A 13584-nucleotide genomic window follows, 5' to 3' on the forward strand; every position below is an offset into this window, starting at 1 on the left:
GTGCAGAAAACGCCCCTGATCCCCGATTATACCGCGGTCTCGCCCACCGCCGAGATTCGCACGCAGGCCCATGGCTGGCGGGCGAAATGCCTGCAGCGGCTGACGCGGCTTGATCTGCCGGTGCCGCCCACAGTGGCGCTGCCGGCGCAGACCGTGCGGGCCATCGCGGCGGGCCATCCGGTGGATACAAGGGCGATCCTTGCCCATTTCGGCCCGGCGCCGCTGATCTCCGTCCGCCCCAGCCCCGAAAATCCTGATTGGGGCGGGCCGGGCACCGTGCTGAACGTGGGCATGAATGCCGCCCGCCATGCCGCCCTTGTCCGGACCCATGGGCAAGAGGCGGCGGATGCCCTCTATGTCCGCTTCCTGCAATCCTATGCCACACACGTCGCCCGGCTTGACCCCGATCTGTTCGAAATCGGCAAACCGTCGGCCGAGGCGCTGAAAGAGGCGCTGCGCCAGTATGAGCGGGAGATGGACGAACCCTTCCCCGAAGACCCGGCGAAACAGCTTGCCGAAGTGCTGCGCTCGATGGCCCGCGCATGGGAGGGCACTTCGGCCCGCCTCTTGCGGCAGGCCAAGGGCGCCCCTGCCGAGGCGGCGCTGGGGCTGGTGGTGCAGGCCATGGCGCAGGGCATCGGACAGGGGATTTCCGGCTCGGGCGTGGTGCAGTTCGTCGATCCGGTCACCGGGCTGGCGCAGGTCACCGGGCGTTACCTTGGCCAAAGTCAGGGCCGCGATGCGCTGAAGAAGACCGAAGCCATCTACCTGACCCGCGACAAGCGCGGCCCCTCGCTGGAAGACCTCGCGCCCGAGATCTTTGCCGAACTGATCCGCCACGGTGCTGCCTGCCGCAAGCGGCTGCGCGAGGAAATGCAGATCGAATTCACCATCGAGGATGGCAAGCTTTCGGTCATCGACGCAGTGAAGGTGCAGCGGTCCGCCCGCGCCGGCCTGCGCATTGCCGTGGCCTTGGCCGAAGACGGGGTGATCCTGCCGGAAGAGGCGGTGCTGCGGGTGGAACCCCGGGCGCTGTCGGAACTGCTGCATCCGCAGGTCGATCCGCGCGGGCCGCGCGACGTGTTCGCCCGTGGCATTGCCGCCAGCCCCGGCGCTGCCGTGGGGCGGATCGTCTTCACCTCGGATGCGGCGCAGGCCAGCGCCTCGCGCGGGGAGCCTTGCGTGCTGGTCCGGCGGGAAACGGCGCCCGAGGATATCCGTGGCATGCATTCCGCCGCCGCCGTCCTGACCGAACGGGGCGGGGTGACCAGCCATGCCGCGGTGATCGCGCGCGGGCTGGGCGTGCCTTGCGTGGTGGGGGCCTCCGGCCTGCGGCTGGACCTGAAAGAGCGGCGGCTGACGGCGGGCGACGGCAGGGTCTTTGCCGAGGGCGATCTGATCACGCTGGACGGCACCACGGGCGAGGTTCTGGTGGGCGCCGCCGAAATGCTCGCCCCCGCGCTGGACGACAGTTTCCGCAAGCTGCTGGGCTGGGCCGATGAGGTGCGCGACATCGGCATCCGCGCCAATGCCGACACCCCTTCGGATGCCGCCACCGCCCGCCAGTTTCTGGCCGAGGGCATCGGGCTGTGCCGGACGGAGCATATGTTCTTTGACGAAGACCGGCTTGTGGTCATGCGCGAGATGATCTTTGCCGATACCTCCAAGGACCGTGCCGCTGCCCTTGTGCGGCTGTTGCCGATGCAGCGCGCCGATTTCGTGCAATTGTTCGAGATCATGGCGGGGCTGCCGGTCTGCATCCGCCTGTTCGATCCGCCGCTGCATGAATTCCTGCCGCATGACCGCGAGGGTATGCGCGAGCTCGCCGAGGCGCTGGACAAGCCCTTGTCCGAAGTCACCCGCCGCGCCGAGGCTCTGGCCGAGTTCAACCCGATGCTGGGAATGCGCGGGGTGCGGCTGGGCGTGGTCCTGCCGGAAATCTATGCCATGCAGGCGCAGGCGATCTTTGAGGCGACGGTGGAGGTCGCCCGCAAGGGCGCCCCGGTGGTGCCCGAAATCATGATCCCGCTGGTGTCGGCGCGGCGCGAGGTGGAGCTGGTCAAGACCCATATCGACGCCGTGGCGGCGGCGGTGCGGGTCAAGACCGGGGTGAATTTCGACTACAAGCTGGGGGTCATGGTGGAAACGCCGCGCGCCGCGCTGCGGGCCGGCGAGATTGCACAGCACGCGGCCTTTCTGTCTTTCGGCACCAATGACCTGACGCAGATGACCTATGGCCTGTCGCGCGACGATGCCGGGCGGTTCATGAATACCTATGTCCAGCAGGGGGTCTTCCCCGAAGATCCGTTCCATATTCTGGACGTGGACGGCGTGGGAGAGTTGCTTCAGATCGGTTCGGAACGCGGTCGCCAGACCCGGCCCGACCTGACCCTGAGCGTCTGCGGCGAGCATGGCGGCAATCCCGAATCAATCGCCTTTTGCCGCAAGCTGGGCCTGAATTATGTGTCCTGCAGCCCCTATCGGGTGCCCTTGGCGCGGCTTGCAGCGGCTCATCTGGCCCTTGCCGATCATGTGGATAATCCGAATTAAGACACAATATCATGATCTTCTGACTGTTTCCTAATGTGAAACATTAAAAGTTTCGGCAAGATTCCGCCGAAACGGGTCCAGAATCTGTAGCAATTCTGCAACATTGGTTTACAGGCCCCGGACCTCTCCGTTAGGCCCGGCCCTTGTCGCGCAGAAATCCGAGGTTTCGGGCCTGCCGGCAGGCGAAACAACCGGGACCACGACAGACAATGCGCTTGCACCAAATCGGAACCTCCGCGCTTCTCGCGCTGGGTGTTCTAAGTGGAGCGGCCTTCGCCGAAGTGACGGTGAGCCAGTCCAACGACCCGACCGCTCTGATCGGTCAACAATTCGCCTCTCTGATGGGGGCCGAACACTCCGCCGTCGAGGCGCTGCCCGCTGCCAAGCTGAATGCGCTGGCGACCGGACCCAAGATCACGCCCAAGAAGGTGAAGCCGGGCCAGCCGGTGCTGATCGAATACAGCGCGGAATGGCTGATGAGCCTGCCCGCCCCAACGGGCGACGCGCAATGGGAATGCCTGCGCAAGGCCCTTTATTTTGAGGCGCGCGGCGAAAGCATTGCCGGGCAGTTCGCCGTGGCCGAGGTTATCCTGAACCGGGTGGACAGCCCGGCCTATCCCAAATCGGTCTGCGCCGTGGTGGGGCAAGGCGGCGGCGGAAGCTGCCAGTTCTCTTATGTCTGCGACGGTGCCAGCGACGTGATGCGCGAAGCCTATCCGGCCGAGATCGCCAGCCGCATTGCCCGCGTCATGCTGGACGGCGCGCCGCGCACGCTGACATTTGGCGCCACGCATTTCCACACCCGGGCCGTGCGCCCGGGCTGGGCCGGGCGCTTTCCGCGCACCGCCGCCATCGGGGCGCATCTCTTCTATCGGCAGCCCTGAGGGCGTCGCCGGGGTTGGACATTCTGCCGCCTTCGCGCTAGGCGGAACACGGGGCAGGCAGTAGCCTGCCCCTGTTTCTTACCCGCCCCCGGAGGGCGCCATGACCAGCGACATCCGCCTTGCCTTCGCCCATCCCGAAGAGCGCAGCCTTGCCTCTGCCGGGGCTGCGCCGCGCGACCGTATCAGCCTGCGCGACCATCTGGTCGAAGTCGAGATCGGCGCCTTCCAGAAAGAGCGCGGCCACACCCAGCGCGTGCTGTTCAATGTGGTGGTCGAGGTGCGCCCGGCCCCGGCGCCGCTGGATGATGACGTGGACAAGATCCTGTCCTATGACCGCATCACCGAGGCGATTGCCGACGAACTCGCGGCCGAGCGGCTAAACCTCTTGGAAACCCTGGCCGAGCGGGTGGCCGAGCGTATTCTGGCCGAACCGCAGGCGATGCGGGTCTTCGTGCGGATCGAAAAGCTGGATGTCGGCCCTTACAAGCTGGGCGTTGAAATCGTCCGTTCGCGCGCCGAAACCGCGTTGCAGGTGGTGGGGCAGGATGGCGCCGAGGCGGCGCTGCATCCGCTGGTGGTTTTCCTCGACAATGCCGCCATCGCGGCGCCCGATCTGGCAGAACGGCTGGATGCGTTGCAGGCGCGCGGGCTGCCGGTGATCCTGACCGTGGGCCTGCCTGATATGGACCGGCCCCAGACCGGCCACCGGCCAACCCAGCGCCGGGTGGACATGCTGGCGATCGAGCAGAACGCCTGGGTTCTGGCGGCGCGCGATCCGCGCTGCGTGGTGGTGGCGACCCGGACCGAGATCGACTGGAACGTCAAGCGGGGCCAGATGATCGTCTGGGCGCCGTCGAAACTGGTGCTGGACGCGGTGGACGGCCCGCATTCGCGCGAGCCGGTGGCGCTGGCGCTGTGGCTGGCCGAGGTGATGGCGGCCGAACGGCTGATCGTTCACGGCAATGTAACGCTTCCGGCGGGAAGCCGCGTGGCAGTGGAACGCGCCTGATCCAGCCCCTTGCGAGGCGGCTTGGCGGGGCCTAATCGGTTCGGGGGCGCCTGTGCCCGGCCCCGGTGGACTTTGGTCCCCCGGACCCCCTGCAGGATATTTGAAGAGAGGATGAAGGCTTGGGCCTCTATCTGCGACCGATTGCGACGACCGATGCCGCGCGCCCTGCGGCGGCACTGACGCTGGCCGGCGGCTGGTGCTGGTTCGACCGGGTCGAGGTGCTGGAGCGCGGGCGCCCGGCGCGGCTTGTTCCGGTGGGGGAGCTTTCGGCAGAGGCGCTGGCGCCGCTGGTGGCCCCGCGCCCGGCCTTTGGCGGGCTGGCAATGGCGCAGCCGCGTGTCATGGGCATCCTGAATGTGACGCCCGACAGCTTTTCCGACGGCGGGTTGTTCCTGCGGCCCGAGGCGGCGGTGATGCAGGCGCGCAGGATGGCGGCGGGGGCCGATATCATCGACATCGGCGGCGAAAGCACCCGCCCCGGCGCGGCGGAAGTGGCCGAAGCCGATGAGATTGCCCGCACCGCCCCGGTGATTGCGGCGCTGCGGGCGGGGGGGCTTGACCTGCCCATTTCAATCGACACCCGCAAGGCGGCGGTGGCGCGGGCCGCTTTTGCCGCCGGGGCGAGCATCCTGAACGATGTGACGGCGCTGCAATTCGATCCGACGATGGCCGGGACGGCGGCGGCTCTGTCGGCGCCGGTGATCTTGATGCATTCCATCGCCACGCCCGAGACGATGCAGGACGACCCGCGCTATGACGATGTGCTGCTGGATGTCTATGACGCGCTGGCGGCAAGGCTGGACGAGGCGCAGGCGGCGGGCATCCCCCGCGACCGGCTGGCGGTGGACCCGGGCATCGGCTTTGGCAAGACGTTGGAGCATAACCTTGCGCTCTTGAACCGGCTGTCGCTGTTCCACGGGCTGGGCGTGCCGGTGCTGCTGGGCGCCAGCCGCAAGCGGTTCATCGGCACCATTAGTGCCGAGGCCGAGGCGGCGCGGCGGATGCCGGGCAGTCTTGCGGTGGCGCTGGCCGGGGTGGCGCAGGGGGTGCAGATGATCCGGGTGCATGATGTGGCCGAGACGCGGCAGGCGCTGTCGCTCTGGCAGGCGGTAACGAATGGGGTGGCGGGATGAGCCGGAAGCTTTTTGGAACCGACGGCGTGCGCGGGCGGGCCAACACCTATCCGATGACCGCCGAAATGGCCTTGAAGCTGGGGGCGGCGGCGGGCCGATTTTTCCGGCGGGCGGGCGGCGTGGGCAACCGTGTGGTGATCGGCAAGGACACCCGGCTGTCGGGCTATATGCTGGAAAACGCGCTGACGGCGGGGCTGACCTCGACGGGGATGAACGTGCTGCTTCTGGGTCCGTGCCCGACGCCGGCGGTGGGGTTCCTGACCCGCTCGATGCGGGCCGATCTGGGGGTGATGATTTCGGCCAGCCACAATCCGCACCATGACAACGGGATCAAGTTCTTTGGCCCCGATGGCTTCAAGCTCTCGGACGAAGCCGAGGCCGAGATCGAGGCCATGCTGGAAGGCGAGATTGCCCCGGCCCCGGCCGAAGCCATCGGTCGCGCGCGCCGCATCGACGATGCCCTTGGCCGCTATGAGGAATATGCCAAGACCACCTTTCCGGCGGGTCTGCGCCTTGACGGGCTGAAGGTGGTGATCGACTGTGCCAATGGCGCCGCCTACAAGGCCGCGCCCGGGGTGCTTTGGGAACTCGGCGCCGAGGTGATCCCGGTCGGGGTTGCCCCGAACGGCACCAATATCAACGACCGCTGCGGCTCGACCTATCCGCAGACCGCGGCCGAGGCGGTGGTGGCCCATGGCGCCCATGTCGGCATCAGTCTGGACGGCGACGCCGACCGGGTGATGATCCTCGACGAGGCGGGCCGCGTGGCCGACGGTGATCAGATCATGGCGCTGCTGGCGGGCCGCTGGGCCGACGAGGGGCGGCTGCAGGGCGGCACTCTGGTGGCCACGGTGATGTCCAATCTGGGGCTTGAGCGGCATCTCGAACGCCGCGGCCTGCATCTTGAGCGCACCGCCGTCGGTGACCGCTATGTGGTCGAGGCGATGCGCCGCGGCGGCTGGAACCTTGGCGGCGAACAATCGGGCCATATCGTGATGACCGATTATGCCACCACCGGCGACGGGCTGATCGCGGGCCTGCAGTTCCTTGCCGAAATGGCCCGCTCTGGCCGGCCCGCCAGCACGCTGGTCCGCCAGTTCGAAACCGTGCCGCAGATGCTGAAGAATGTCCGCTTCACCGCAGGCGCCCGGCCGCTGGAGGCGCCCGCGGTGCAGGCCGCCATTGCCGCGAACGAGGCGCGCATTCAGGGCAAGGGCCGGATTCTGATCCGCAAATCCGGCACCGAGCCGCTGATCCGCGTCATGGCCGAATGCGAAGACCCCGCCCTTCTGGCCGAGGTGGTGGGCGAGATCGTGCAGGCCGTCGAGGCCGCCGTCTGACCCAGCGTCAGGCTTGAAGCCCGGCCCGGCCTGCGGCAGCTTTCATCTTGGCTCAAATATCCCACGGGGGTCCGGGGGTGTGAAACCCCCGGTCCCGCCGCCGGGCCGGAAAGCAGGTGCCGATGTCTGATCCCGAGGCCCTTTTTGCCGTACAGCGCCGGCTTGCCCCGGCAAGGCGCAGCGGGTTTGACCGGGTGGCGCGGTTGGCCGCGCTCGACCGGCTGCGCGCGGCGGTCTTGGCGCATCGTGCAGATATCGAGGCCGCGTTGCAGGCCGATTTCAGCAAACATCCGACCGAGACGCTGCTGACCGAGATTATCCCGGTCTTGCAGGAAATCTCCCATGCCCGCAGGCACTTGCGGGGGTGGATGCGGGTGCGGCGGGTCTGGCCCTCGCTGACCATGCTGGGCGCTTCGGGCCGGATCGTGCCGCAGCCCAAGGGCGTGGCCCTGATCATCGCGCCTTGGAACTTTCCGCTCAACCTCGCGCTTGGTCCCCTGGTCTCGGCGCTGGCGGCGGGCTGTTCGGTGGTGCTGAAACCTTCGGAGATGACGCCTGCCACGTCGGCCCTGCTGGCCCGGATGCTGGCGGAAACCTTTCCGCCCGATCTGGTCGCGGTGGTCGAGGGCGGGCCAGAGGTGGCGACGCGGCTGCTGGCGCTGCCTTTCGACCATATCTTCTTTACCGGCAGCCCGGCGGTGGGGCGGATTGTCATGGCCGCGGCGGCCAAGACGCTGGCATCGGTGACGCTGGAACTGGGCGGCAAATCGCCGGTGATCGTCGGGCCAGAGGCGAATATTGCCAAGGCGGCCAAATGGTTGGCCTGGGGCAAGTTCTTCAACGCCGGGCAGACCTGCATCGCGCCGGATCATGTGTTCGTCCACGCCTCGGTCGCGGCGGCGCTGGAAGAGGCGTTGCGGGCCGAGATCTTGCGGATGTATGGCGGCAATCCGGCCAGCTCGCCCGCTTTGGCGAAGCTGGTCAGCACCCGGCACTGGCAGCGGCTGCGCGGGTTGATCGACGGGGCGCTGGCAGGCGGGGCGCGGCTGGCTGAGGGCGGCGGCGGGGATGAGGCTGCGCGCAGCATGGCGCCGGTGATCCTGACCGGCACGACGGATAACATGCAGATTTCAAAAGAGGAAATCTTTGGCCCGGTGCTGCCCCTGATCCCCTATGACGCGCTGGAGCCGGTGCTGGAGCGGATCAATGGCGGCGACAAGCCGCTGGCGCTTTATGTCTTTGGAAACAAGGCACTGGCCGACAGGGTGACGGCGCAGACCGCCTCCGGCTCGGTCGGGGTGAACCTGACGGTGATGCCCTTCATCCACCCGAATCTGCCCTTCGGCGGCATCGGAAGTTCCGGGCTTGGCGCCGCGCATGGGTATGAGGGTTTCCGCGCCTTCAGCCATGAAAAGCCGGTGCTGGTGAACCGCTCTCTGGCGATGCCGCTGCTGTTTCCGCCCTATGGGCTGCGGGTGCGGCGGCTGGCAGAGGTTTTGCTGCGGCTGGTGCGATAAGGGGCTGGGAACGCTGGATTAATCCGGCGAAATTGGCCGAAGGGCCTGTCGGGTTTGCGTAATTTATGCGTCGTTTATCTGTAGTTTTTGCGTATATACAGCCGGAGAGGCGGCGGCCGTTAACCCTGTGCCGCGACTCACTCCGGCGGCGGGACGTGGCGGCCCGGATATGTGCGGTTCTGCGGGAAGGGCCGCAGATGCGGGAAGGGCGGCAGCCAGCCTTCGCGGCGGATGGTCCAAAGCTCATAGGTCGGCCGGAAGGCGTCGGGTGTGTCGAAGGCGCCGAGGTTCACCCCGATCTCATCGCCGAAAACCGCATAGACCGGCGAGCCGCAGCGCGGGCAGAAATAGCGGCCTTCATAGCTTTGCGGCGTGCCGCTGACCGTCACCGCCGCAACCGGGAAAATCGCCGAGCCGTGGAAGAGGGCGCCATGGTTCTTGCGGCAGTCAAGGCAATGGCAAAGCCCGACGCGATAGGGTTCGCCGCTGGTGACAAGACGGATGTCGCCGCACAGGCAGCCGGCGGTGTGGGTGGTCATGGCGGGCCTCCATCGCAAATCCGGGCGCAAATCCGGGCGGACCCGTAGGATGGGCAATCTGCCCATCCCCCGCAACGAAAAAGGGCCGGAGGTTTCCCTCCGGCCCTGGTAGGTCGGGGTTAACCCCGACCCACGATCAGTTCCGCGACTTGTCCACCATCTTGCCCTTGGAGATCCAAGGCATCATGTCGCGCAGCTTCTTGCCGACCAGTTCGATCTGATGCTCGTCGTTCGAGCGGCGCGACGCCTTGATCGTCGGCTGGCCCACGGCGTTTTCCAGCATGAAGTCGCGCACGAACTTGCCGGTCTGGATGTCGGACAGCACGGCTTTCATGCGGGCTTTGGTCTCGTCATAGGGCAGGATGCGCGGGCCGGAGACATACTGGCCATATTCGGCGGTGTTCGAGATCGAATAATCCATGTTGGCGATGCCGCCTTCATAGATCAGGTCCACGATCAGCTTCACTTCGTGCAGGCATTCGAAATAAGCCATTTCCGGCTCGTAGCCCGCTTCCACAAGGGTTTCAAAGCCCATGCGGATCAGTTCGACCAGACCGCCGCAAAGCACGGCCTGCTCGCCGAACAGGTCGGTTTCGCATTCCTGACGGAAGTTGGTCTCGATGATGCCCGAACGGCCGCCGCCGATGGCGGAGCAATAGGACAGGCCGATTTCCATGGCCTTGCCGGTTGCGTCCTGATGCACGGCCACGAGGCAGGGCACGCCGCCGCCCTTGGTGTATTCGCCGCGCACGGTGTGGCCGGGGCCCTTCGGCGCCATCATGATGACGTCAACGCCCGGCTTCGGCTCGATCAGGCCGAAATGCACGTTCAGGCCATGGGCGAAGGCAATCGCGGCGCCTTCGCGCAGGTTGTCATGGACGTATTTCTTGTAGGTCGCGGCCTGCAATTCGTCGGGCATGGTGAACATGATCACGTCGCACCAGGCGGCAGCCTCGGCGATGCCCATGACCTTGAGGCCCTCTTTTTCGCATTTGGCGGCCGAGGGCGAGCCTTCGCGCAGCGCGATGACGACATTCTTGGCGCCCGAATCGCGCAGGTTCAGCGCATGGGCATGGCCCTGCGAACCGTAGCCGAGAATGGCGACTTTCTTGTCCTTGATCAGGTTCACATCGCAGTCACGATCGTAATAGACGCGCATGGCGGTCTCCTTATGCTTAAGATGGGGGCACAATAGGGTTTTCCGCCCATCATCCCGTGCATTGTTTGACGAATTTCTGCAAGTATGCGAAAGATCATGCGCCAAAACACAATAGTGCGAATTTTTCATGTCCATCGACGATACCGACCGCCGTATCCTGCGCCACTGGCTGGCCGAGCCGGACCTGCCGCGCGCCGATCTGGCGGCGCGGGCCGGGGTGACCACGGCCACGCTCTGGCGGCGGCTGGACCGGCTGCGCGAAAGCGGGGTGATCCGGGCCGAGCGCGCGGTGATCGACTGGCGCCGTCTGGGATATGAGGTGGAGGTGTCGCTGCGCTTCACGCTGGACAAGACCTATCCGCGCGCCTTTGACGAATTTCTGGATCAGGCCCGCGAGGTGCCCGAGGTGGTGGGGGTCGAAACCTTCCTTGGCCGGGTCGATGTGCGGCTGAACGTCATCGCCCGCGACATGGCGCATTGGCAGGAGATTTACCGCGCCCGCATCCTGACCCTGCCGCATATTTCGGACATCGAGGCGCTGATGCTGGTGTCCACCATCAAAGAGACCGAGGCTTTGCCGCTGTGATTGATCTGGACGATACCGACCGCGCGCTGCTGCGGGCGCTGGCGCTGGACGGCACCCTGTCGGCGGGGGAGTTGGGCCGGCGCTTTGGCCTGTCGCAGCCGGCGGCCTGGCGGCGGGTGCGGCGGCTGGAGGAGGCGGGGGTCTTTGCCGGGCGCCGGCCCGATGTGGACCGTGCGGCCTTGGGCTTTGGCGTGACGGTGTTTCTGGGGGTGAAGCTGGCCACCAAGGGGCGGGTTTCGCTGGAGGATTTCGAGCGGGCGGTGCAGGCCATTCCCGAAGTGCAGGTGGTGCAGCATGTGCTGGGGCTGTTCGACTATCGCCTGCGGGTGGTCGCCCGCGACATTGCCGATTTCGAGCGGGTCTTGCGGCGGCGGATCATGACGCTGCCTGGGGTGGGGAACCTTGAGGCCAATGTGCTGCTGACGGAAGAGCGGCGGCCGGGGCCGTTGGGGTGACAACCGCAAGCGTAGGATGGGCAATATTGCCCATCCCGTCGTTTCGCGTCAGGGTGGGGCCAAGCAAGGGAGGCCCGCCATGAAACTGCCGCATGATCACATTGACCCCGAGGGTCTGGAAGAATTCTCGGTGGTGTTCACCGACCGCAGCCTGAACCATATGTCCGCACGGTTTCAGGGGGTTATGCGCGATGTCTCGGGTCTCTTGAAAGAGGTTTACCACGGAACCGCCGTGGCGCTGGTGCCGGGGGGCGGCACCTATGCGATGGAGGCGGTCGCGCGGCAGTTCGGGCAGGGGCGGGTGCTGATCGTGCGCAACGGCTGGTTCAGCTATCGCTGGACGCAGATTTTCGATGCCTCGGGCGTGGCGGCGGAAACGACGGTGGTGATGGCGCGCACGGCGGGGAATGCGGCGCGGGCGCCCTTCGCGCCGCCGCCGATCGAAGAGGTCAGCGCCAAGATCCGCGAGGTGAAGCCCGAGGCGGTCTTTGCGCCGCATGTCGAAACCTCATCCGGCATCATCCTGCCGGATGACTATATCGCGCAGATGGCCGCCGCCGCGCATGAGGTGGGGGCGGTGATGGTGCTGGACTGCATCGCCTCGGGCTGCATCTGGGTGGATATGGCGGCTACGGGCGTGGATGTGCTGATCTCGGCGCCGCAAAAGGGCTGGTCGGCTTCGCCCGCCGCCGGGATCGTCGTGCTGGGGCCGCGCGGGGAAGAGCGGCTGGCGGCGACGAAATCGTCAAGCTTCGCGCTGGATCTGGCGAAGTGGCGGGCGATCATGGCGGCCTATGAGGGCGGCGGCCATGCCTATCATGCCACCATGCCGACCGATGCGATTGTCGGCCTGCGCGATGCGATGGCCGAAACCAAGGCCATGGGGTTTGAGGCGGCCAAGGCAGCGCAATGGGCGCTGGGCCGGGCGGTGCGGGCGCTGCTGGAAGGGCGGGGCGTGCCTTCGGTTGCGGCACCTGGCTTTCAGGCGCCGGGGGTCGTGGTCAGCTATACCGACGACCCGGATGTGCAGAACGGCAGCAAGTTCAAGGCATTGGGGATGCAGATTGCCGCCGGTGTTCCGCTGCAGGTGGGCGAGGGCGAGGGGTTCCGCACCTTCCGGCTTGGCCTTTTCGGGCTGGACAAGCTGGCCGATGTCGAGGCCACCGTGGCACGGTTGCGGCGTGGGGTTGAGGCGGTTCTGTAACCTCAGGCCGCGAGCAGCACCCGCGCCTCGGGCCGGGTGAGGCTGCGGCGCGACAGGCGGGCGCGGGTCCAGGGGGCGGTGGGGAAGATCGCCGCAATCTCGGCCCGTGCCTCGGGGCTGAGGGCGCGCAGGCTTTGCTGGCCCAGATGCAGGCTTTCGGCGGGGGCGCCTTCGGCCAGAAGGATCTCGTGCCGGTCCAGCAGCAGGTGGAAATACTCGACCTCTTCTTGCGGCTGGCGGGTGACGCGGGCATCGTCCAACAGGAATTTGGCGGGAACCAGCACCTCCGCCTCGCCAAACAGCACCTCGGCCTGCAAGCCGCGCAGGAGCAGCCGGTGATTGGGCGAAACCCAGAGCGGGCGCAGATTGCCCAGATGCCCCGCCGCGATGCGGATGGGGGCCAGCGCGCCTTGGGCGGCCACCCGTGAAGAGCCGATCCAGCGGATCGGCTGCGGCCCATGGTCCAGCGTGGTGACCAGATCGCCTTCGGCCAGATCCTCGATGGCGCGCGGGCCGTCAGGGGTGGTGATCCGCGTGCCGCGCAGAAAGCAGATGGCGGTGCCCGGGGTGGTGGTCAGATCGGGGATCGGTGCCGACTGGCCGTTGCCGGTATAGCTGGACTGGCCTTGCAGATAGTAAAGCGGCGTGCCTTCGGGCGGGGCCTGACCCAGGAATGTCACGCCGACGACAGTGGTGGTATAGCCCACGGTGATCGAAACGCCGACCATGGTATAGGCGGTTCCGGCGGCATCGAACAGGATGACATGGTATTCATCCTCGACCGTGACCGGCGGCGGATATTGCCAGCGGATCGTGCTGGAGGAGGGGGAATAGGTCTGGCCGTTGATGGTGACGGGCGCTGTCAGCCGCTGATCCACCACATTGGCATTGTTATAGGGATCGTCGGTCAGCACGCCGTTGGCATCGTCGAAATTCAACGTGACCACATTCGACGGCGACCCGAAGGTCAGCACAAGATTGTTCGGCACTTCCCAACTGAAGGCATCGCCCCAGAGGGCATTGGTCAGCGGATTGCCGTTGCGGACGGCGGTGCCATCGGTGTGCAAGACCGAGACGCCCGCGATCGCATGGACCGTGAGAGATGTCATTCCGATGTGCCTGCTCGTCTTTTCTTTTCGGGCAGACTAGCGGGTTTTCCTGCGGATTCATAGCCTTCTGGCTATTTTGGTCCGGTTGGACCGCCCTGG

12 protein-coding genes are annotated in these 13584 nt (G+C 66.5%); 9 read left to right on the plus strand and 3 right to left on the minus strand.

The window, feature by feature from the left end; genetic code table 11:
- The 6 genes from HS053_RS09075 (at nucleotide 1) to HS053_RS09100 (ending at nucleotide 8433) form a co-directional block, all read left to right on the plus strand.
- Nucleotides 1-2550 (plus strand): putative PEP-binding protein, encoded by a 2550-nt coding sequence (locus tag HS053_RS09075; RefSeq protein ID WP_174210923.1) that lies wholly within the window; start codon nucleotides 1-3, stop codon nucleotides 2548-2550.
- A gap of 209 nt (nucleotides 2551-2759) precedes the next feature.
- Nucleotides 2760-3434, plus strand: a complete 675-nt coding sequence (locus HS053_RS09080) for a cell wall hydrolase (RefSeq protein ID WP_174210924.1) — start codon at nucleotides 2760-2762, stop codon at nucleotides 3432-3434.
- A 100-nt stretch (nucleotides 3435-3534) separates the two neighbouring features.
- Nucleotides 3535-4443, plus strand: coding sequence for a dihydroneopterin aldolase (locus HS053_RS09085; protein ID WP_174210925.1), 909 nt, complete (start codon nucleotides 3535-3537; stop codon nucleotides 4441-4443).
- 119 nt (nucleotides 4444-4562) lie between these two features.
- Nucleotides 4563-5576: a dihydropteroate synthase gene (folP, locus tag HS053_RS09090; protein WP_174210926.1), complete on the plus strand. Its 1014-nt coding sequence runs from the start codon at nucleotides 4563-4565 to the stop codon at nucleotides 5574-5576.
- A complete protein-coding gene (glmM, locus tag HS053_RS09095) occupies nucleotides 5573-6916 on the plus strand; it encodes a phosphoglucosamine mutase (RefSeq protein WP_174210927.1) in 1344 nt (447 codons plus the stop codon). The genes folP and glmM overlap by 4 nt, the downstream gene beginning before the upstream one ends.
- Before the next feature lie 122 nt (nucleotides 6917-7038).
- Nucleotides 7039-8433, plus strand: a complete 1395-nt coding sequence (locus HS053_RS09100; protein ID WP_174210928.1) for an aldehyde dehydrogenase family protein — start codon at nucleotides 7039-7041, stop codon at nucleotides 8431-8433.
- A 137-nt stretch (nucleotides 8434-8570) separates the two neighbouring features.
- Here the strand turns inward: HS053_RS09100 and HS053_RS09105 are convergent, their stop codons facing one another.
- Nucleotides 8571-8972 carry a GFA family protein gene (locus HS053_RS09105; RefSeq protein ID WP_174210929.1) on the minus strand — a complete coding sequence of 134 codons (402 nt, stop codon included), beginning with the start codon at nucleotides 8970-8972 and terminating at the stop codon, nucleotides 8571-8573.
- A 136-nt stretch (nucleotides 8973-9108) separates the two neighbouring features.
- Nucleotides 9109-10131 carry a ketol-acid reductoisomerase gene (ilvC, locus tag HS053_RS09110; protein ID WP_174210930.1) on the minus strand — a complete coding sequence of 341 codons (1023 nt, stop codon included), beginning with the start codon at nucleotides 10129-10131 and terminating at the stop codon, nucleotides 9109-9111.
- Nucleotides 10132-10258: 127 nt separating this feature from the next.
- Between ilvC and HS053_RS09115 the strand changes: the two genes are divergently transcribed.
- From HS053_RS09115 to HS053_RS09125, 3 genes are all read left to right on the plus strand, one after another.
- Nucleotides 10259-10717 (plus strand): Lrp/AsnC family transcriptional regulator, encoded by a 459-nt coding sequence (locus HS053_RS09115; protein WP_174210931.1) that lies wholly within the window; start codon nucleotides 10259-10261, stop codon nucleotides 10715-10717.
- Nucleotides 10714-11172 carry an Lrp/AsnC ligand binding domain-containing protein gene (locus tag HS053_RS09120; RefSeq protein WP_174210932.1) on the plus strand — a complete coding sequence of 153 codons (459 nt, stop codon included), beginning with the start codon at nucleotides 10714-10716 and terminating at the stop codon, nucleotides 11170-11172. The genes HS053_RS09115 and HS053_RS09120 overlap by 4 nt, the downstream gene beginning before the upstream one ends.
- A 79-nt stretch (nucleotides 11173-11251) precedes the next feature.
- A complete protein-coding gene (locus HS053_RS09125; RefSeq protein WP_174210933.1) occupies nucleotides 11252-12376 on the plus strand; it encodes an aminotransferase class V-fold PLP-dependent enzyme in 1125 nt (374 codons plus the stop codon).
- Nucleotides 12377-12378: 2 nt separating this feature from the next.
- Here HS053_RS09125 and HS053_RS09130 read toward each other — a convergent pair whose 3' ends face one another.
- Nucleotides 12379-13485: a Hint domain-containing protein gene (locus tag HS053_RS09130; protein ID WP_174210934.1), complete on the minus strand. Its 1107-nt coding sequence runs from the start codon at nucleotides 13483-13485 to the stop codon at nucleotides 12379-12381.
- Between the last annotated feature and the right edge of the window lie 99 nt (nucleotides 13486-13584).

The sequence above is a fragment of the Tabrizicola fusiformis genome (assembly GCF_013328815.1).
In the GTDB taxonomy this organism is placed as follows: domain Bacteria; phylum Pseudomonadota; class Alphaproteobacteria; order Rhodobacterales; family Rhodobacteraceae; genus Fuscibacter.

Coding starts and splice junctions, on each gene's coding strand:
- HS053_RS09080 (WP_174210924.1), top strand. CDS start 2,760: ATGCGCTTGCACCAAATCGGAACCTCCGCGCTTCTCGCGCTGGGTGTT.
- HS053_RS09085 (WP_174210925.1), top strand. CDS start 3,535: ATGACCAGCGACATCCGCCTTGCCTTCGCCCATCCCGAAGAGCGCAGC.
- glmM (WP_174210927.1), top strand. CDS start 5,573: ATGAGCCGGAAGCTTTTTGGAACCGACGGCGTGCGCGGGCGGGCCAAC.
- HS053_RS09100 (WP_174210928.1), top strand. CDS start 7,039: ATGTCTGATCCCGAGGCCCTTTTTGCCGTACAGCGCCGGCTTGCCCCG.
- HS053_RS09105 (WP_174210929.1), bottom strand. CDS start 8,972: ATGACCACCCACACCGCCGGCTGCCTGTGCGGCGACATCCGTCTTGTC.
- ilvC (WP_174210930.1), bottom strand. CDS start 10,131: ATGCGCGTCTATTACGATCGTGACTGCGATGTGAACCTGATCAAGGAC.
- HS053_RS09115 (WP_174210931.1), top strand. CDS start 10,259: ATGTCCATCGACGATACCGACCGCCGTATCCTGCGCCACTGGCTGGCC.
- HS053_RS09125 (WP_174210933.1), top strand. CDS start 11,252: ATGAAACTGCCGCATGATCACATTGACCCCGAGGGTCTGGAAGAATTC.
- HS053_RS09130 (WP_174210934.1), bottom strand. CDS start 13,485: ATGACATCTCTCACGGTCCATGCGATCGCGGGCGTCTCGGTCTTGCAC.